Origin of the sequence: [Bacillus] enclensis, assembly GCF_001456935.1 — a bacterium.
Classification (GTDB): domain Bacteria; phylum Bacillota; class Bacilli; order Bacillales; family Bacillaceae_B; genus Rossellomorea; species Rossellomorea enclensis.
The window spans coordinates 107,104-124,498 of the sequence record NZ_KQ758484.1 but is presented as its reverse complement, the minus strand read 5'-3'; the positions used below and the strand labels follow the sequence as shown (position 1 = coordinate 124,498).

At 48.4% G+C, this 17,395-nt stretch carries 23 protein-coding genes; 18 read left to right on the top strand and 5 right to left on the bottom strand.

All coding sequences use genetic code 11. The features are described 5' to 3' along the window. Positions 1–233: 233 nt before the first annotated feature. From AS034_RS13400 to AS034_RS13380, 5 genes are all read left to right on the top strand, one after another. Complete coding sequence (locus tag AS034_RS13400; RefSeq protein ID WP_058298875.1) at positions 234–713, top strand: DUF2975 domain-containing protein; 480 nt, start codon at positions 234–236, stop codon at positions 711–713. A gap of 10 nt (positions 714–723) precedes the next feature. Further along, positions 724–945 carry a helix-turn-helix domain-containing protein gene (locus AS034_RS13395; RefSeq protein ID WP_058298874.1) on the top strand — a complete coding sequence of 74 codons (222 nt, stop codon included), beginning with the start codon at positions 724–726 and terminating at the stop codon, positions 943–945. Positions 946–990: 45 nt separating this feature from the next. Beyond that, on the top strand, positions 991–1,812 hold the full coding sequence (locus tag AS034_RS13390; protein ID WP_058298873.1) for a DUF817 domain-containing protein: 822 nt from the start codon (positions 991–993) through the stop codon (positions 1,810–1,812). A 140-nt stretch (positions 1,813–1,952) separates the two neighbouring features. After that, the gene (locus AS034_RS13385) at positions 1,953–2,264 is read left to right on the top strand and encodes a hypothetical protein (protein WP_058298872.1); all 312 of its coding nucleotides are present in this window, start codon (positions 1,953–1,955) and stop codon (positions 2,262–2,264) included. 125 nt (positions 2,265–2,389) lie between these two features. Next, complete coding sequence (locus AS034_RS13380; RefSeq protein ID WP_058298871.1) at positions 2,390–2,605, top strand: hypothetical protein; 216 nt, start codon at positions 2,390–2,392, stop codon at positions 2,603–2,605. A 155-nt stretch (positions 2,606–2,760) separates the two neighbouring features. Here the strand turns inward: AS034_RS13380 and AS034_RS13375 are convergent, their stop codons facing one another. Then, on the bottom strand, positions 2,761–3,522 hold the full coding sequence (locus AS034_RS13375; protein ID WP_058298870.1) for a DUF3891 family protein: 762 nt from the start codon (positions 3,520–3,522) through the stop codon (positions 2,761–2,763). Positions 3,523–3,700: 178 nt separating this feature from the next. On the opposite strand from AS034_RS13375, the gene AS034_RS13370 reads away from it, so the two are divergent. The 6 genes from AS034_RS13370 (at position 3,701) to AS034_RS13345 (ending at position 9,093) form a co-directional block, all read left to right on the top strand. Beyond that, entirely contained in the window at positions 3,701–3,913 is a 213-nt protein-coding gene (locus AS034_RS13370) for a hypothetical protein (protein WP_244888159.1), read from the top strand. A gap of 15 nt (positions 3,914–3,928) precedes the next feature. Next, complete coding sequence (locus tag AS034_RS13365) at positions 3,929–4,585, top strand: MFS transporter (RefSeq protein ID WP_058298868.1); 657 nt, start codon at positions 3,929–3,931, stop codon at positions 4,583–4,585. A gap of 327 nt (positions 4,586–4,912) precedes the next feature. Beyond that, on the top strand, positions 4,913–5,596 hold the full coding sequence (locus AS034_RS13360) for a Dph6-related ATP pyrophosphatase (RefSeq protein WP_058298867.1): 684 nt from the start codon (positions 4,913–4,915) through the stop codon (positions 5,594–5,596). Between the two features lie 177 nt (positions 5,597–5,773). After that, positions 5,774–6,820 carry a lactonase family protein gene (locus AS034_RS13355; protein ID WP_058298866.1) on the top strand — a complete coding sequence of 349 codons (1,047 nt, stop codon included), beginning with the start codon at positions 5,774–5,776 and terminating at the stop codon, positions 6,818–6,820. A 140-nt stretch (positions 6,821–6,960) separates the two neighbouring features. Then, positions 6,961–7,800, top strand: a complete 840-nt coding sequence (locus AS034_RS13350; protein WP_244888158.1) for an MBL fold metallo-hydrolase — start codon at positions 6,961–6,963, stop codon at positions 7,798–7,800. Positions 7,801–7,959: 159 nt separating this feature from the next. Beyond that, positions 7,960–9,093, top strand: coding sequence for a zinc-dependent alcohol dehydrogenase (locus AS034_RS13345; protein ID WP_058298865.1), 1,134 nt, complete (start codon positions 7,960–7,962; stop codon positions 9,091–9,093). A 59-nt stretch (positions 9,094–9,152) separates the two neighbouring features. On the opposite strand, the gene AS034_RS13340 is transcribed toward AS034_RS13345, so the two are convergent. After that, positions 9,153–9,668: a DUF3231 family protein gene (locus AS034_RS13340; protein ID WP_058298864.1), complete on the bottom strand. Its 516-nt coding sequence runs from the start codon at positions 9,666–9,668 to the stop codon at positions 9,153–9,155. A gap of 234 nt (positions 9,669–9,902) precedes the next feature. Continuing rightward, positions 9,903–10,394, bottom strand: coding sequence for a lactoylglutathione lyase family protein (locus tag AS034_RS13335; protein WP_032085867.1), 492 nt, complete (start codon positions 10,392–10,394; stop codon positions 9,903–9,905). 123 nt (positions 10,395–10,517) lie between these two features. Here AS034_RS13335 and AS034_RS13330 point away from each other — a divergent pair, with 123 nt between their 5' ends. Then, positions 10,518–10,868, top strand: coding sequence for a winged helix-turn-helix transcriptional regulator (locus tag AS034_RS13330; RefSeq protein ID WP_058298863.1), 351 nt, complete (start codon positions 10,518–10,520; stop codon positions 10,866–10,868). A gap of 405 nt (positions 10,869–11,273) precedes the next feature. Here AS034_RS13330 and katG read toward each other — a convergent pair whose 3' ends face one another. Next, the gene (gene katG, locus AS034_RS13325) at positions 11,274–13,496 is read right to left on the bottom strand and encodes a catalase/peroxidase HPI (RefSeq protein ID WP_058298862.1); all 2,223 of its coding nucleotides are present in this window, start codon (positions 13,494–13,496) and stop codon (positions 11,274–11,276) included. A gap of 251 nt (positions 13,497–13,747) precedes the next feature. Between katG and AS034_RS13320 the strand changes: the two genes are divergently transcribed. From AS034_RS13320 to AS034_RS13295, 6 genes are all read left to right on the top strand, one after another. Then, the gene (locus AS034_RS13320) at positions 13,748–14,170 is read left to right on the top strand and encodes an SRPBCC family protein (RefSeq protein ID WP_058298861.1); all 423 of its coding nucleotides are present in this window, start codon (positions 13,748–13,750) and stop codon (positions 14,168–14,170) included. Between the two features lie 51 nt (positions 14,171–14,221). Continuing rightward, positions 14,222–14,752 (top strand): DinB family protein, encoded by a 531-nt coding sequence (locus AS034_RS13315; protein WP_058298860.1) that lies wholly within the window; start codon positions 14,222–14,224, stop codon positions 14,750–14,752. A gap of 37 nt (positions 14,753–14,789) precedes the next feature. Beyond that, on the top strand, positions 14,790–15,266 hold the full coding sequence (locus AS034_RS13310) for a GNAT family N-acetyltransferase (protein ID WP_058298859.1): 477 nt from the start codon (positions 14,790–14,792) through the stop codon (positions 15,264–15,266). Positions 15,267–15,373: 107 nt separating this feature from the next. After that, entirely contained in the window at positions 15,374–15,793 is a 420-nt protein-coding gene (locus AS034_RS13305; RefSeq protein ID WP_058298858.1) for a hypothetical protein, read from the top strand. 143 nt (positions 15,794–15,936) lie between these two features. Continuing rightward, the gene (locus tag AS034_RS13300) at positions 15,937–16,473 is read left to right on the top strand and encodes an RNA polymerase sigma factor (RefSeq protein WP_058298857.1); all 537 of its coding nucleotides are present in this window, start codon (positions 15,937–15,939) and stop codon (positions 16,471–16,473) included. Then, entirely contained in the window at positions 16,445–17,125 is a 681-nt protein-coding gene (locus AS034_RS13295) for a DUF3600 domain-containing protein (protein ID WP_058298856.1), read from the top strand. The genes AS034_RS13300 and AS034_RS13295 overlap by 29 nt, the downstream gene beginning before the upstream one ends. Before the next feature lie 44 nt (positions 17,126–17,169). Here the strand turns inward: AS034_RS13295 and AS034_RS13290 are convergent, their stop codons facing one another. Further along, on the bottom strand, positions 17,170–17,379 hold the full coding sequence (locus AS034_RS13290; RefSeq protein WP_058298855.1) for a hypothetical protein: 210 nt from the start codon (positions 17,377–17,379) through the stop codon (positions 17,170–17,172). Positions 17,380–17,395 lie beyond the last annotated feature (16 nt).

Below are 17,395 nucleotides of genomic sequence, written 5' to 3'. Positions count from 1 at the left end.
CTCACCCTTTAGATAAGGCATTTTCAGCATGTTTTGCTGCTCTGGTACCACGTGCGTACAACCAAATAGTTGTAGAGTATGTCAGTATGGTAGTATGCGCTGTGTTTGCATGTTTATTCCATCACCTAGTTTTTAATGAAGTGCTCATAAATTATTTTATTCAATAATTATTTATTGTAAATCAATAAATAATGTGGTAAATTCAATATGAGATTAAGGAGTGAGGTGTTTTTATGAAAAGGGAGACGCTCTTTTTGAAAGTCGTTTTATTTTTCATGGGGCTTCCGGTTCTGGCTTTATGCCTGTTCGTCCTGCCGGAGATCGCCGGATTTTTCGCAGAACTGAATCCTTCGCTGGATTATTTACAATATCCCTTTTTGATCGGGCTGTATATCACCGCGATTGTGTTTTTCGCGGCGTTGTACCAGACGTTCAAGCTTCTCGGATATATCGACAGGGATGAAGCATTTTCGGATTTATCGGTAGGGTCGTTGAAGGTGATCAGAAACTGCGCGGTCACGATCGGCGCCTTTTATTCGCTGTTTATGCCGCTCATCTATTTGATGGCGGAGAAGGATGACGCCCCCGGCATAATCCTGATCGGTCTGGTCATCGTCTTCGGATGCATGGTCATTGCTGTATTTGCGGCCGTCCTGAAGAAGCTTCTGAAGAATGCCATCGAAATAAAATCAGAAAATGATTTAACGGTCTGAGGTGAATGACATGGCGATTATTATCAATATAGACGTAATGCTTGCGAAACGGAAAATGAGCGTGACCGAACTCTCGGAACGGGTCGGGATCACGATGGCGAATCTGTCAATCTTAAAGAACGGCAAGGCAAAAGCGGTCCGGTTATCAACCCTGGAAGCGATCTGCAAGGCACTGGACTGCCAGCCGGGGGATCTCTTGGAATACAGGGAAGATGAGGGAACGGAGGAGTAAGCTTACGGCTGCTCCTCCTTTTAAAAAAACAAGGAGGCAAAAATTATGAGAGCATTCAAACAACTCTTCCGGTTTGGCTGGGAGCAGGCGCTGTCCTGTTTGTTTCCTGTCGTCATTTTTGCGTCGCTTGCACTGACGCAGGTGATTCCGCTGCCTTTTCTGCCGCGGTATGACTGGCTTCTGATCATCTGCCTCGTGATGCAGTGGGGGATGCTGCGGTCGGGGCTTGAGACACGTGATGAACTGAAGGTCATCACGCTGTTTCACTTGATCGGCCTTGCACTTGAGCTGTTCAAGGTACATATGGGGTCGTGGGCCTATCCTGAGGACGGGTATTCGAAGGTTTTCGGGGTGCCATTGTACAGCGGATTCATGTATGCAAGCGTGGCGAGCTATCTCTGCCAGGCGTGGAGGCGGCTGAAGGTGGAGCTTGTGAAGTGGCCGCCGTTCTGGACGGTTGTGGCCCTTGCCGCTGCGATTTACTTGAACTTTTTCACCCACCACTTCTGGCTGGATATGCGATGGTGGCTGTCTGCCCTGGTCATCATCGTGTTTTGGAAGTCATGGGTCCTGTATCAGGTCGGCGGCAGGCGGTACAGGATGCCGATTGCGCTGTCGTTTGTACTCATCGGATTTTTCATCTGGGTCGCCGAAAACATCGCCACATTCTTCGGGGCATGGGAATACCCGAACCAGGCTGATGCCTGGAGTCTTGTCCATCTTGGGAAGGTGAGCTCGTGGCTGCTTTTGGTGATTGTGAGTTTTCTGATTGTGGCTTCGTTGAAACGGGTCAAGGGGGGAGAGCGCGTTACTGGGGATATCGTCAGGCTTGTTGGGAATGGAGATGGGGGTTCTGCGGTAAAGTAGGTGCTTTGTTTATATACTGATAGAGGTATTTTTAAAGTGCAATGGATGATTTGATAATAAAAGGTCCGTTTTTGATAATATATTTCTGTTTTTGATAATATTATTGGATTTTTGATAATAAACTGTCCAGTTTTGATAATATGTATGTCGTAAAGCGTGGATTCAAGCCCTATGAGGAGGCGAATTACATCAAAGATGCCGGATTTACGGTGGATGAGTCCTTTTTACTGAATATTCATCACTTTTCAGTTGAAAAGGACAAATACAGAAGGCGTGTGGCGTTCGGGGGTGAGAAGCCCTTCATGAAATCAGCCGGTATCCTGAAAAAAGCTCTCCTGATTTTGATTAAACCGTTCAGTTTTGAGGTGCATAAGGTTAAATTGACATATGAAATGGCATACAAATTGACGTATGCCGTTTTCTTATTAATGCAAAGGTTTTATGACTTTTAATAGAGAAATGACACCAACAATGACATAATAATTTCAAAGGACAAAGATTGATGTGCACTTAAAATCATTTGCCGATTTAAGTGTCAAACGATGCGTCAATTTCTTATTTTAAGGGGATGTAATGTATGGGAATCTTATTAATGTTAATAGGATTGCTAATTATAATATCGGTCATAGTTTATATATTTTGGGAAAATAAAGGCACCACTTGGAAAGAAAAAATATTTAATTTTATAGACTTTATTACAGATTTTGCTTGGTTGGAGCTGAATTTCACTACTATCTTTTTAATTGTTGGATTGGCATTGTTTTTAGGTGGATTAGTTAAATTCATAGAATAACATATTTCAAAGATATTAAACACTACAGATACAAATAAAGGCGTGTCAAAACTGATGTCAGTTTGCACGCCATTTTTGTTGTCGTTTATAAGAAGTGCACCTCAAAACGGAACGGTTTAGATTTTGATGGGAGAGCTTTTTCTTGAGGGAGGCAATTATTTGATTATACGCAAGGACTTTTCCTTCATTTCAGCCGTTTCGTAGGCAGCGGCGATCCCTTTTTCATGGATGGCTGTTTTTAAGACGTTCTTAAATTGCAATGTGACCGAAAAATCGGTTTTGAAGGGGAATGTGCCGACACGGATTTCTTTGTCGTTGAGCCACTCCCCGTAGAGGCGCCCGCCTCCCTCATTGAACAATTCCGTATTCTTGAATCCTTCTTTGAACCATGGGTGCTCTTCTTTTTTGGTGACGCCGGGTTCATTCAGACACATATACAATGACAGGTCATCTGAGAATTGAAGCAGCAGAAAATGCTGGTGAAGCAGATCTTCATCGAGCCTTGGGAAGAGCTTCTTCAGCCTCCCCTGACGTTTGCTTTCCTCGTTCATGAAGGCGATGCAGTCAGGCTTTTTTGATTTTGTGAAAAAAGAGTGGAAATGCATGCTGCAAAGGAGGGCGGCATAGGGGCTCACCTTCTCGATTTCGTCAAGGCCGATTCTGTAGAAGGCCATTTTTGGCAGTAACGGATAGTCTGAAAAAGTATAAGGGATATTGTCCCCGTCGTTCCAGATCGGTGTGTCATCGAGTCCGATCCAGCTGCGGTCGTGCTGATACGCGGCATACGTCATTTCTTCAAAATGCTGGTCTGATTTCAGGAGACTTGTGTTGAAATTCTTTACGATTTCACCGGACAGGAAGGCATGGTCATGTTGTTTGATCATGATGAAGGAGTCATGGGTTTGGCGGATGATCATAGGTTGGCAGTGCTCCTTTCTGCGGGAGTTTTGATACTATGATTATATCAAATGGGGGTTGGTTTGAAAGATTGGATTCATCGATTCATAAATGATGAAAGCGAATAGGAAAATTATGCTAAACTAATGGCAGGCGTTAAATTATCCGTACGAAAGGATTAATAAAATGAGAGCTCTCATGGAAAAATTCATTTACTTTATTTTTGCGATATTCATTTTTATTGTTCTGTGGAAGATGACGGCTTCGGTTTGGGATGCTTTCATACCCTGGAATTATAAAACGGACCTGATTGGCCTGTTTGTGGTGATTCCTCTGCTGGCGGCCGCTGCCTTTATTTTAGCGGGGGTCATGATTAAAGTAATCAAGAGTTCAAGAGAGATAGAGAAATAGAGAGGAGAGGGGAAGATGGTGAAAAATAAGTTTGCTCTGATCGGTTCTTTCGTGCTGCTGGCGATCCCGATGATTTTATTTTTTCCGTTTCCGGATAACGATGAGTATATGACGCGGTCGGAGTTCATGGGGCTGCCGATCGAGACGTGGGATGGTTATGTGCCGCTTGGTGTCGCGGGGTCTGTTTTGTTTATCGCTGCGATGATTTTATTGGTCATCGGACTGGAGAAATATCGGGTCCGGGGAGTGTTGATTGGCTCTTTCGGGTTTGTACTCCTGCCCTATATCCTTTTTTGGCTGTATCAGGAAACATTTGCACAGGGCATTTATGCCGTTTCGTATGACGGCGAAGGATCCTGTGTGTTCGAACGGGCGGCTGAAGAGGAAATGCTGAACGGGGAATGCAAGCTGAATTTACATAATCACAGTGGTGAAGAGACGACGGTAGAGGTGGAGTTCATCGATACCTACATTCCGGGAGAGGAATCCAGGATGGAGTCCTTGATGAATGTGAATGGCCCTTATGTCATTACGCTTGGTGCGAATGAGAAAAGGAGCCTAAAGCTTGAAGAGCTCCTTGATGTATCACCTTTATCTAAAACGATTGACGGCGGGTCTTTTTCGAATGTGCAGGTTAGGTTGAAGGATGGGGAGGAGAGCAGGATTTTATAGAGAAAAACTGCTTGCAGAGTAAGCGGCTGTGTTTTCGGCAATGGGCTCACTTATTGCGGGAAGAGGCACGTTGATCACGAAGGGTTATTGCGGCACAAGTTAACTGAAACGGCAACCTGGATTCCGGCACGATTAAAAGGATGGAGAGTGCAGCTGAGCGTTAGGGGCCCATGAATATGATATCCTTTTGGTAGAGTAAGAGATTTTTAATTAAAATAGACAAATTAACGGTGTGGTTGAATGGTGTCCCTCATTCGAAGTATTTGCAGTAAGGTCAGGACGGTTCCCGGCCATCGGGAAAAGTAATCCAGTAAAGGAGGACTCAACATGAAAACAGCAATCGGATTCAGCGGCGGGAAGGATTCAACGCTTGCGCTTTATAAAATACAGCAGGATCCTGCATACGAAGTGGATTCACTGTTCGTCACCCTGACGGAAGGATTCGACCGGGTGTCGATCCACGGCGTCCGGCACGAACTGCTGAAACAGCAGGCGGATTCGCTCGGGATTCCGCTCAGGGAAGTGTGGATCCCGGAAGGATGCACGAATGAGGTGTATCAGGAACGGATGCAGCAGGCGGTCTCCAATATGCAGGCCGACGGGATTACCCATATCGTATTCGGCGATATTCATCTGGCGGATGTACGCGAGTACCGGGAAAAGATGATGGAAGGGACGGGCATCACGCCGGTCTTCCCGCTATGGGGACGACCTGTCGGGGAGATTTCCCTCGATTTCATCGACCTCGGCTTTCAAACCGTCATCACATGCATCGACATGGATCAGATCGACCGCTCCTTCGCCGGAAGGGTCTATGATGAGTCCTTCATAAAAGATTATCCGGTCGCGAGCAGAGATGTCTGCGGCGAAAACGGTGAATTCCACTCCTTTGTATTTAACGGACCAAACTTCAAGTCTCCAATAAAGTACGAACTGGGTGAAGAGAGGATCACCCCGGACCCAGGAACAGAACGGGACCGCTTCCTATTCGTGGATATCATTCCGAAGTAGGCGGGCCGGGGGGACAGGTACCGCGGCCCGGCTGCCATTCAAGCAGTAAGCATAAATAAAGCGCGTCACCCGGGAAAATCAGGCGGTCCCATTTTCATACCGCCTGATTTTTTTGTTATAGTAAGGAAAGAGTGAATGCGTCAATTTTCTAAAAAGCGCACAAGGAGTGTTTACACAATGACAAAAATGATTGGATACGTTGGTACATATACGAAACAGGAAAGTAAAGGCGTGTATTGGTTCACGCTGGATACGGATAAAAAAGAAATCACGGATGTGCAGCTTGCTGCTGAAGTGGACAACCCCACTTATGTGACGGTGAGCGGAGACAGGAAGAATCTTTATGCTGTGTCCAAAGAGGGTGAAAACGGCGGTGTCACTGCGTTTGCGATTGAACCTGAAACGGGGTCGTTAGAGAAATTGAACAGCGACAGCACACCTGGCGCGAATCCATGCCACGTCAGCGTCGATCATGAGAGCCGTACCGTTGTGGCTGCGAACTATCATACGAAGATGATTGAATCATGGCTGACGAATGAAGATGGCTCCCTGAAAGAGCTTGTTTCAAGCATCGAACATGAGGGATCCGGCCCGCATGAAAGACAGGAGAAGCCCCATATGCATTATGCAGGTTTCACTCCTGACGGGAAGTACGTCATCGGAATCGACCTCGGGAGCGACCGCATTTACACTTATGCCGTCAATCAAGGTGAGCTAAGGGAGGCTGCCGTATTCGAAACGAAGCCGGGAAGCGGCCCGAGGCATATTGCGTTCCATCCGAACGGGAAATTTGCTTATGTGATGACCGAGCTGAGCTCTGAGGTGCTTGTGCTGCACTATGATGAACGTGACGGCAGCTTTTCTGAGCAGCAGTATATCCCGACGATTCCTGAAGATTTCAATGAAACGAATGACGGAAGTGCGATCCATGTATCCCCTGACGGACACTATGTGTACGCCGGCAACCGCGGACATAACACAGTGGCGGTCTTCAAGGCAGACCAGGATTCCGGCCAACTAACATTTGTGGACTGGACTTCGACGGAAGGAAACTGGCCCCGTGATTTTGTGATGGACCCGACAGGCGGATTCCTCGTCGCGACCAATCAGAAATCGAACACGATGGCGCTGTTTGCGAGAAACGAAGAAACCGGCAAGCTGGAGCTTCTTCAATCAGGTGTCCAAGTACCAGAGCCTGTTTGCGTGAAATTCCTAGATGCATAAGAATGAATTCTGCCCGGCCCGGTCCATGTACCGCGGCCGGGCTTTTTTTGAAAAAAAGCACATAATCACACGGAAGAATGTGGATAGATAAAGAGACAGGCAGGCACTTCTTCAGAACGAAAATGAAGGGGGCTATCTCTTTGAAGCCATTGGATAATGATTTTTCCCAATCACATCTTCCTTTTTTCAGCGTGAAAAGCGGTGAGGGAAGGGAAGTATGCAGGGATATCTATTATTGGACGAATCAGATTGTGAATGTGTGTTTTTACGGTGAATCGGGGTCCCGTGACTGGGTGCTGATTGACTGCGGGATGCCTCATTCGAAGGAAAAGATCATGGAGGCGGCAGAAGCTCATTTCGGACACGACGGGAAGCCGAAAGCGATCCTGTTGACGCATGGGCATTTTGACCACGTCGGAGCGCTCCAGCCTCTATTGGAGGAATGGGATGTGCCGGTGTATGCGCATGAGCTCGAAATCCCCTATCTGAATGGGGAGAAGGATTATCCTAAGGGAGATCCGACGGCCGACGGCGGGCTGGTCAGTGAGTTGTCCCCGTTTTATCCTCATCACGGAATCGATGTATCGGAATCGGTCTGGATGCTTCCCGACAACGGGGATGTCCCGTTTATGCCGGGATGGAAATGGATCCATACGCCTGGCCACACACCGGGTCATGTTTCTTTTTACCGGGAAGCGGACGGCGTGCTGATTGCCGGCGATGCATTTGTGACGGTGAAGCAGGAATCGCTGTCCCGTGTGATGGTCCAGAAGAAGGAAATCAGCGGTCCGCCGCGTTATTTTACGAGTGATTGGGAGGCTGCGGAAGTGTCTGCAGGGAAATTGGCAGCCCTGCATCCGAAGACGGCCGTGACAGGACACGGCGAGATGATGGAAGGCGGGGAACTGGAGCGTTCGCTGAAGATGCTCGTTGACCGGTTTGATGACTTGGCGCTGCCGCCGAACCGGAGATCTCATTGAGAATAATCGCTTCCCCTCTGGGGACAATATGAAAAAATCAGGCCCTCTTCAAAGTCGAAGGGGGTTTATTTTTCGAAAAGCGGGCTGTTTGGGAGGCGTCTGGGTGATGGTGGATGAGACCGGACCCTCCCTCATAACACCGTGGAATGGAGGAAGATCATGAAAGCAGTCACGTATCAAGGAAAGAATTCGATTGCCGTCAAGAAGGTGGACGACCCGCGCATTCAAGATTCAGAAGATGTCATTGTCAAAATCACATCAACGGCGATCTGCGGGTCGGATCTGCACCTGTACAAAGGGAATTTTCCGCTGCCGATCGGGTATGTGATCGGACATGAACCGATGGGGATCGTGGAGGAAGTCGGGAATGATGTAACGAAAGTGAAGAAGGGGGACCGCGTCATCATCCCCTTCACGGTGGCCTGCGGACATTGCCCGTACTGTGAACAGCATCAGGAAAGCCAGTGCGATCACTCCAACCCCCATTATGATTCAGGGGGACTGTTCGGGTACTCCGAAAAATTCGGCAACTATCCAGGCGGACAGGCTGAATACCTGCGGGTTCCTTACGGTAATTACACGCCGTTTCTGGTACCGGAGAATTGCGAGCTGGAGGATGAAAAAATCCTCTTACTGTCCGATGTCCTGCCGACCGCTTACTGGAGCGTGGAAAATGCAGGCGTGAAAAAAGGGGATACGGTCATCGTCCTCGGCTGCGGTCCGGTCGGGTTGATGGCGCAGCAGTTCGCCTGGAAAAAAGGGGCGGAACGCGTCATCGCGGTCGATTATTTCGATTACCGCCTGCAGCATTCAAGGAAAATGAACAAGACTGAAACCTTTGACTTCACCCAGTACGATGATATGGGAGAGACGCTGAAGGAGTTGACGAAAGGCGGGGCGGACGTGGTCATCGACTGCGTAGGTATGGACGGGAAGAAGTCTCCGCTTGAGTTTGTCGAGCAGAAACTGAAGCTTCAGGGCGGTACAATCGGCCCGATCCAGATCGCCACGAAGGCGGTGCGCAAATGCGGAACCGTGCAGCTGACCGGGGTGTACGGCGGACTCTACAATATGTTTCCGCTCGGCCCGTTTTTCTCCAGAAACGTCACGTTGAAAATGGGGCAGGCACCGGCAAGGGCCTATATGGAGCCTCTGTATGAAGGGATCGTCAAAGGGGAAATCGATTCAACGTCAATCATCACTCATTCATTGAAGCTGGAGGAAGCGGCGAAGGGGTATGAGTTGTTCAATAAGAAGGAAGATGATTGTATCAAGGTGATTTTGAAGCCATAAAAAAGGATTCTCAGGCTGCCGGCAATGTTCCGGATCCTGAGAATCTTTTTTGTTAATGGTTATTCGCAATGTTCATTTTTGTTTTTGTGAAGCGGAGGAGGGATCAACCATCCTTTTTCTTTATTTAGCTTCAGGACTTTTGCTCCCAGTTGTGCTTTTGCCATATGGAATTGGCCAAACATCGCAGCCACATCTTCACGGATGCTTTGTCCGATGATCGCACTGCAAGCGACGAGACCAGCAGAGATGCTGGCTGATAATGCCGCCGTGATTGCCGGATCCGGCATGCGGGCACCTGTCGGGATGTCATCCAGACACGCTTTCGGAGGCTCCGGTGAAGCAGGCGGTAACCCGATTCCATTTTCCTTCAACAGTTTCTGTACCTGCTTGATTTCTTCCTGCCCGGCCTCGATGCTGTCATTCAACAATTTCTTCAGATCATCATCTCCGGCATGGTTGAGCTGCATCTGATAACTTGCAACAGAAGCGTTAGCCGTCATCAAATAGCTCCATATCCCAAAGACTTCCCCATAGTGAAGAGGTTCTTCCTGTGGATTGCCGCTTAATATACCCATAATCATCCTCCTGATCGTCAAAATTGTGCCACCCTTCAATACATTTTCAGAGCACAAGATTTATCTTTTCCCATAGAAGACTTATCAATGTATTTGCGAGGTATCTTTTCGATCCGGAGCAAGTGGTAATTTTTAAAGGCAGCCTGGATGAAACATGTGCTCATATGTTTCATCCGGGCACTCCCAATATGGTTGGGGCATCAGTGGGAAGAGGGCTGTTCCGATTAACCTCGATCAGTAAGCCCCTTCAGAATACGTCAGCTCATAACTGTGGGTGTAAATCTCAAAAATATTACCGAATGGATCTTCGACGTAGACCATTTTATACGGCTTGTCGTCAGGATAGTATTCGCGGATCGGCATTCGCTGCTTGCCGCCGTTTTGGACGATTTTCTCGACGAGTCCTTCGATGTCAGGGTCCTGAACGCAGAAGTGAAAGATTCCCGTTTTCCAGTATTCAAAGTTATTTTCCGGCTGTTCGTTGTGCGGGAATTCGAATAGTTCGACTCCGATTTTATCGCCTGTTGAAAGATGGGCAATGCGGAAGGTTTCCCACTCGTCACCGAATACGTCGCGGCACATCTGGCCTATGGCTGAATCGTCGTTATGGACATCAGACGGCTCCATGATCGTGTACCAGCCTAATACGTCGGTATAGAATTTCACGGCTTTGTCGAGGTCCGGAACGGACAGGCCGATATGTGAAAAGTTTCTTGGGTATGGCATCATTTTAAATATTCCTCCTTCATTTGTTTGACAATCATAAGTATAGAGGGTTATTCTTCTTCTCAAAAGTATGCACTTTTTGGAGAGATACTACCCAAAAGGTAAGTAAGGAGTGGAGACGGGATGAGCGATTCGATCACTGTGGATGAAAACGGGAAGCTGAAATGCTCGATTGAATATACACTGGGGAAGATCGGGGGCAAATGGAAGCCCGTGATCCTCTGGCATCTTGCCTATGACGGCACGCAGCGGTACAACGAAATGAGAAGGCTCCTGCCCGGCATCACCCATAAAATGCTGAGCCAGCAGCTGAAGGAGCTCGAAGTGGATGGGCTGATTGACCGGAAGCAGTTCAATGAGGTCCCGCCGAGAGTGGAGTATTCGATATCGAAGAAGGGTTTGACGCTCAAGCCGTTGTTGGAGGAGATGCATCGGTGGGGGACGGAGCAGTGGGGTGCCGGTCACGGTGAGTGATAAAATCAGCTGGCATTGGGTAATGAGGGGGCACATTCGTTTTTAATGACGTTTATTCGCTGATAAAGCTTAGGATTTGATAATAGTTCAAAGCGGTTCCGGCAATTTCGATAATAGGATTGCGATTTTCGATAATAAATTTAAAGATATCGATAATAAATTTCGGGAAATCGATAATAAATTCTTTTTTGCAGATAGAAATGTGTTCAATTTGCAACTATTTAATGTTAGAATCACCTTTTTGACTGGAATGCCCTGAGAGAATGTCTTGAACGGTGGTGGAGGCCCCGTTTTTTAAAATTATCAATCACTTTTCTTGAATCGGCTCCTCTTTTACCAACTTAAAATAAAAGTCCGGCCCCCGGCAGCAGAAACATTCTGCATCGGGGGCCGGATTTTCTTATTTTATTTACACTTCACATCAAACCGATCTGCATCCATCACCTTCACCCAGGCTGAAACGAAGTCACGGACGAATTTCTCTTTGTTGTCGTCCTGTGCGTAGACTTCGGCGAGGGCACGGAGTTCGGAGTTGGATCCGAAGACGAGGTCGAAGCGGGTAGCCGTGCGGACGGCTTCACCTGTTTTGCGGTCGCGGCCTTCGTACTGGTTGAAGCCGGCCGGTTTCCATTCGATGCCCATGTCAAGGAGGTTCACGAAGAAGTCGTTGGTCAAAGTGCCGACTCTGTCTGTGAAGACACCGTGTGCTGTACCTCCATGGTTGGCACCGAGTGCGCGCATGCCGCCTACTAATACGGTCATTTCGGGCGCGGACAGGCCAAGGAGCTGGGCTTTGTCGACGAGCATTTCTTCAGGACTGACCGAATACTCCTTCTTCTGGTAGTTGCGGAATCCGTCCGAAACCGGCTCCAATACCTTGAAGCTGTCGACATCGGTCTGTTCGTGTGAGGCGTCGCCGCGGCCCGGTGTGAATGGAACCGTTACGTCGAAGCCTGCATCTTTGGCCGCTTTTTCTACGGCTGCACATCCTCCGAGGACGATCAGGTCGGCCAGGCTGACGTTCTTGTCCAGGCCGCTTTGAAGCTCTTCGAAGACACCGAGTACTTTTTCAAGCTGCTGGGGTTCGTTTGCTTCCCAGTCTTTCTGCGGGGCGAGGCGGATCCGGGCACCGTTCGCGCCGCCGCGCATGTCGGAGCCGCGGTATGTGCTGGCGGAGGCCCAGGCTGTTTTCACGAGCTCGCTCACGGATAATCCGGAATCCAGGATGGTTGCTTTTAATTGAGCAATTTCTGCATCGGACAGGTCATAATCGACCGCCGGCACCGGGTCCTGCCAGATCAGCTCTTCATCCGGAACCTCAGGCCCGATGTAGCGCGCTTTCGGTCCCATGTCGCGGTGGAGCAGCTTGAACCATGCACGGGAGAAGGCATCGGCGAATTCATCGGGATTCTGATGGAACCGGCGGGCAATCTTTTCATAATCGGGATCCATGCGAAGGGCCATGTCTGCAGTCGTCATCATCGTCTTCACGCGGATGGACGGATCTTCGGCGTCCGGCGCCATATGTTCTTCCGTCATATCGACCGGTGCCCATTGGGATGCACCTGCAGGACTCTTCGTCAGTTCCCATTCATATCCGAACAGAAGGTCGAAGTACCCGTTATCCCATTTTGTAGGGTTCGTCGTCCAGGCACCGTCGACACCGCTTGAAATCGTATCGCGGCCTTTTCCGCTCTTATAGCTGCTGTGCCAGCCGAGCCCCTGTTTATCCATCGTCGCGGCTTCCGGGTCATCGCCGACAAGGGAAGCGTCGCCTGCGCCGTGGGCTTTTCCGAATGTATGGCCGCCAGCGATGAGGGCAACCGTTTCTTCATCATTCATCGCCATCCGGCCGAATGTATCACGGATGTCGCGGGCGCTGCCGAGTGGATCCGGTTCACCGTTCGGGCCTTCCGGATTGACGTAGATGAGCCCCATCTGGACGGCTGCAAGCGGGTCTTCAAGATCGCGGTCGCCGGAGTAGCGGTTATCCGCCAGCCATTCCTTCTCGGTTCCCCAATACACATCCTCTTCCGCATGCCAGATATCCTCGCGTCCGGCACCGAAGCCGAATGTCTTCAAGCCCATGGACTCAAGGGCGACATTACCGGTTAGTACGAGCAGGTCGGCCCAGGAAATCTTGTTTCCGTACTTCTGTTTGATCGGCCACAGGAGGCGCCGTGCCTTATCCAGGTTGACATTGTCAGGCCAGCTGTTCAGCGGAGCGAAACGCTGTGAACCCGATGAGCTGCCTCCGCGACCGTCTCCTTCGCGGTATGTACCTGCTGCATGCCACGACATCCGGATGAAGAATGGACCGTAATGACCGTAGTCGGCCGGCCACCAATCCTGGCTGTCCGTCATCAGGGAGTGGAGGTCTTTTTTCAGTGCATCGTAATCGAGCTTCGAAAATTCTTCCCGGTAGTTGAAATCTTCCCCCATGGGGTTTGCTTTCCGGTCATGCTGGCGCAGGATGCCAAGGTTCAGCATGTTCGGCCACCAATCTTTATTCGTGGTCCCCCGCGGATCCGTCGTTGTCGTGATCGCCGTGTCCTTGTGGTGGGTAACAGGGCATTGCCCCGAAGCTGCCGAGTGTTCTCTCTGATCTGGCCTGTGATTGTTTTCCATTCCCATTCCCCTTTCTTTTTTGAAAAAATGACAATTCGTACAAGAAGTAGAATAATTATGAAAATTCTTACTTTCTATTATATTGGACAGCTCTCCGTATGAAAAGCGTGAAGCTTTCGGACGTGCACTTTATTATATACAGGCCTGTTTTAATGAATTCGTATTTTTTTAGTAGGAAAGTCTTTGGTCGTTATCGAAATGATTAAGGAGGCAATTTTTGCGTAATCAAATCGGAAAGTGAGCTGAAGTAAGTGAACAACACGACGAAAATGAACATCCGGAAACCGGCACAAGAAATCTTCGAGGCTTTTGTTGATCCTGAAAAAATCGGACACTTCTGGTTTTCTTCTAGTTCAGAAAGATGGTCAGAAGGGAAGATGATTACCCTCAGGTATGAAGAATACAATGCCGAGGGCGAGATAGAGATCAAAGAGATCCTTGAGAATGAAAAAATTGTGTTCGAATGGGCAGGAGGCCGTATGGTCACCATCAACTTCCTTCCTTCAGAGCAAGACAGCACCATCGTGGAAGTCAGTGAAGAGGGTTTCGATGAGAAAGATGAAAACTTCATCGCGCAGCTGGTGGATAATAAAGAAGGATGGGTGTATATGTTGAGCTGTTTGAAGGGATATATGGAGTTTGGGGTTAATTTGAGGGCTGGTTTGGTTAAGTGACCCTGGGACATGACTGAAATACAATCGTTGGTTTTAAGAGGGGGGAAGCTTATGAACTTCGAACTGAATGAGGCAATCGAGATTCTGGAGAGGACGCCGAAGACGTTGGAGGGATTGCTTTCAGGTTTGTCGGCAGGGTGGCTTGAATGTGATGAAGGAGAAGGCACCTGGAATGCGGACGGGGTCATCAGGCATTTAATCGAAGGTGAGAAAAATAATTGGGTTCCAAGGCTTAAGATGATTCTGCATGAGGGGGAGAGCAGGGTGTTTCCGGTATTTGACCGGTTTTCACATTTGGAAGCGGGCACCCCGAGGAGTCTAGAAGAGAAGCTGGCGGAATTTGCTTCGCTCAGATCAGCAAGTGTGGCTGAGTTGAAACGGCTGATCGCTGAACAGGGTCACTCCCTTGATTCCACAGGGCTTCATCCTGCTTTCGGGAAAGTGAGCGCGAGCGAACTGATTTCGACCTGGGTTGTGCATGATTTGACTCATATCTCCCAGATCGTCAGGGTGTTATCGAACCGGTACAGGGATGAGGTTGGACCATGGGTGGAGTATTTGGGGGTATTAAAGAAGTGCTGAGTTGTAAAACTGCGATGGGAAAGTTGGAGGGATGGATATGGGGACAGTCAGACTGATAGAGTACAGCGGAAAATATAAGGAACAGTTGTCGGCTTTCCATCTGCCGGAGAAGCAGCTGGAATTCACGAGTATGCCGCTGGAGAAGATACATAATCCGCATATTTCTGATAACACAGCACATGTGCTGATAGTGGAAGATGAAGAGCCGGTCGGTTATTTTGCATTGGAAGACGGGGAGAAACTGCATAAGTATAGTGAAAATGAGCAGGCAAGGCTTCTGACGTCGTTCTCGATCGATTCAGGCCACCAGGGCAAGGGCCTAGCTAAAAAAGGACTGAGATTGCTTCAGGCATTCGTCAGGGATCATCTTCCGGGGGTCGATGAAGTGGTGCTTGGGGTGAATAAACGGAATACAGCCGCGATCAGTTTGTATTTGAAGACAGGATTTGTGGATGAAGGGGAAGAATATGTGGGGCCAAAGGGGCCGCAGCATGTGCTGCATTTGAAGGTTTGAGTTGGGTTGGGGCCGCAGGGGCCTCTTTTTTTATGAAAATAATAATTGGATTATTATGGAATAACCTGTAAGATGGATGGGAGGAATGACGCAAAGGGGGAGATTACTTGAGTGCGAAAAAAGCGGCTCAAAGTGTTAACTGGACGGTGTTGGGACTATTGATTTTATGTGGGCTGGTATTTGCCGGAAGTACATTCGGCAGCTTGATGAATGCAACCCCTGACGAACTTGACGGTATGCAGTCGCGGATCGAAAATCGCTGGAATCAGGATCTGTGGGTACTTGCTGGAATAGTGGGTGCCTGTACACTTATGCTCATTGTTTTATGGAAGAAGTTATTTCCCTATAATGTACCGCTTGCCATCATCCTGGGAGGATTCGGATTCGAGCTTCTTTTTCAGGCGACGGTCACGGGATGGGCCGGGCTCGCCGGACTGATCGGGCTCGCTGTCGCGCTTGTTGTCGGCGTGCTGATGATCCTGGTGTATGCGGTGGGGGAGAAATGGTGGAGAGTGCGGGGGAAATGAACGGGTCGGGGGGACAGGTACCTTGACCCGTTTTTTTGTGGCTGAGGCTGACGGTTTATATTTTTTTATAAAAGGTTTGAGCTAAATCGATAAACCTACTGTCTAATGTACATAAAAGCTAAATGAAAAGAGGGTGACCCGCCATCGACAAGTTAGTACGAAAAGCTCAAAAGGGTGATGACAAAGCTTTCATCAAACTTTTTCAACTGTATGAGGAAGACATGTACCGGATGGCCTTCGTGTATGTGAAAAATGAAGTTGACGCGCTGGATGTTGTGCAGGAGACGGCCTATCGGGCTTTCAAAAATATAGAAACTATCAAGAAGCCCAAATATGTGAAGACGTGGCTAATTAGAATCGCCATCACGTGTTCGTTGGATCTGCTCAAAAAGAATAAAAACGTGGTGCCGTTGATACCCGATTATGAGCAGTTCATGGGAGCTGAAGCAGATCCGCTTGCAGCGATCACTCTTAAGGAAATGATTGAAAAGCTGAACGAAGAAGAGAAGAGTACGGTTCTATTGCGCTTCTATGAAGGCTATTCGTTCAAGGAAATTGCAGAGACGCTTTCCATCCCTCTGGGGACGGCCAAATCCATCCTGTACAGGGCAATGGGGAAAATGCGGAAAGAATATGAGGGGGGTGAGAAAGATGAATCCTATCAAGCAGGAGATCAATAAGATTGCGATTCCGTCACGGTTGCACGAACATTCCGTCAGGGGAGTGGAAAGAGCGAAGCGGGAAAGGAAGGGAAGCGGCAGGGGGTGGCTCAAAAAACAGATGCTTGCAGCGGTCCTCGCAGCCGCTTTAATCGTCCCAACAACCGCATTTGCCTACCAGACTCTGCTTGCTGATGAACTGTACGGCTCGTTTCAGGAAGTAAAAAAACATTTTCTCGGTGCTACGATGGAAGGATATCTTTTATTCGATGCAAAACTATTACAGGCTCAAGGAGAACTGAGGAAGGAAGATTATAAGGAGTTCAAGGAATTACTGAGTGTGGTGATTAGTGCCAAGGTTGAATACGGAGACAATTACGGGAACATTGATTATTCACAGATACCTCAGCAGCGACTGAAAGAATTGAGATCCGTATATTTTGACATACAGCCCTATTTTGACCAATTGAACGGACAGCGTTCAAGTAAGGAAGTACTCTCCCCTGAGCAGTATGAAGAATATATAGATGCCTTGATGATGTATGAACAAATCATGGTGCAATCAGGAATTAAGAATGCCGCCCAAGTGGAGCAGGTTCCTGCTCGTCTCCAGAATGAGTTCATAAAAGCGAGAAACCTTTTATGGGAAGTAAATGAAAAACTAATGAAATAATCATGAAGGCCGTCCCTCACTCCGAATGGTGAGGGACGGCTTTGTCAGGTAATCAGGGAATAAATCTTCCCATACACAAAAGGCAGAACTGACGACACAATCAGTCCGGTCATTGCGGCGGCAGTGACATAAGTGATGAACTTTCTATATGTCAGTTCCTTCCGCTTATAAGCGATCATCAGTACTTTTATCATCGAGAAGACTGTAATGGCGATGATCAGGGCTGAAAACGCACTGGCGAGGATGACTTCCATGGGATCATCCCTTTCT

Excerpts from the sequence above, each read along its gene's own strand:
- AS034_RS13400 (WP_058298875.1), top strand. The coding sequence starts at position 234 with ATGAAAAGGGAGACGCTCTTTTTGAAAGTCGTTTTATTTTTCATGGGG.
- AS034_RS13395 (WP_058298874.1), top strand. The coding sequence starts at position 724 with ATGGCGATTATTATCAATATAGACGTAATGCTTGCGAAACGGAAAATG.
- AS034_RS13390 (WP_058298873.1), top strand. The coding sequence starts at position 991 with ATGAGAGCATTCAAACAACTCTTCCGGTTTGGCTGGGAGCAGGCGCTG.
- AS034_RS13385 (WP_058298872.1), top strand. The coding sequence starts at position 1,953 with ATGTATGTCGTAAAGCGTGGATTCAAGCCCTATGAGGAGGCGAATTAC.
- AS034_RS13380 (WP_058298871.1), top strand. The coding sequence starts at position 2,390 with ATGGGAATCTTATTAATGTTAATAGGATTGCTAATTATAATATCGGTC.
- AS034_RS13375 (WP_058298870.1), bottom strand. The coding sequence starts at position 3,522 with ATGATCATCCGCCAAACCCATGACTCCTTCATCATGATCAAACAACAT.
- AS034_RS13370 (WP_244888159.1), top strand. The coding sequence starts at position 3,701 with ATGGAAAAATTCATTTACTTTATTTTTGCGATATTCATTTTTATTGTT.
- AS034_RS13365 (WP_058298868.1), top strand. The coding sequence starts at position 3,929 with ATGGTGAAAAATAAGTTTGCTCTGATCGGTTCTTTCGTGCTGCTGGCG.
- AS034_RS13360 (WP_058298867.1), top strand. The coding sequence starts at position 4,913 with ATGAAAACAGCAATCGGATTCAGCGGCGGGAAGGATTCAACGCTTGCG.
- AS034_RS13355 (WP_058298866.1), top strand. The coding sequence starts at position 5,774 with ATGACAAAAATGATTGGATACGTTGGTACATATACGAAACAGGAAAGT.
- AS034_RS13345 (WP_058298865.1), top strand. The coding sequence starts at position 7,960 with ATGAAAGCAGTCACGTATCAAGGAAAGAATTCGATTGCCGTCAAGAAG.
- AS034_RS13340 (WP_058298864.1), bottom strand. The coding sequence starts at position 9,668 with ATGGGTATATTAAGCGGCAATCCACAGGAAGAACCTCTTCACTATGGG.
- AS034_RS13335 (WP_032085867.1), bottom strand. The coding sequence starts at position 10,394 with ATGCCATACCCAAGAAACTTTTCACATATCGGCCTGTCCGTTCCGGAC.
- AS034_RS13330 (WP_058298863.1), top strand. The coding sequence starts at position 10,518 with ATGAGCGATTCGATCACTGTGGATGAAAACGGGAAGCTGAAATGCTCG.
- katG (WP_058298862.1), bottom strand. The coding sequence starts at position 13,496 with ATGGAAAACAATCACAGGCCAGATCAGAGAGAACACTCGGCAGCTTCG.
- AS034_RS13315 (WP_058298860.1), top strand. The coding sequence starts at position 14,222 with ATGAACTTCGAACTGAATGAGGCAATCGAGATTCTGGAGAGGACGCCG.
- AS034_RS13310 (WP_058298859.1), top strand. The coding sequence starts at position 14,790 with ATGGGGACAGTCAGACTGATAGAGTACAGCGGAAAATATAAGGAACAG.
- AS034_RS13295 (WP_058298856.1), top strand. The coding sequence starts at position 16,445 with ATGAATCCTATCAAGCAGGAGATCAATAAGATTGCGATTCCGTCACGG.
- AS034_RS13290 (WP_058298855.1), bottom strand. The coding sequence starts at position 17,379 with ATGGAAGTCATCCTCGCCAGTGCGTTTTCAGCCCTGATCATCGCCATT.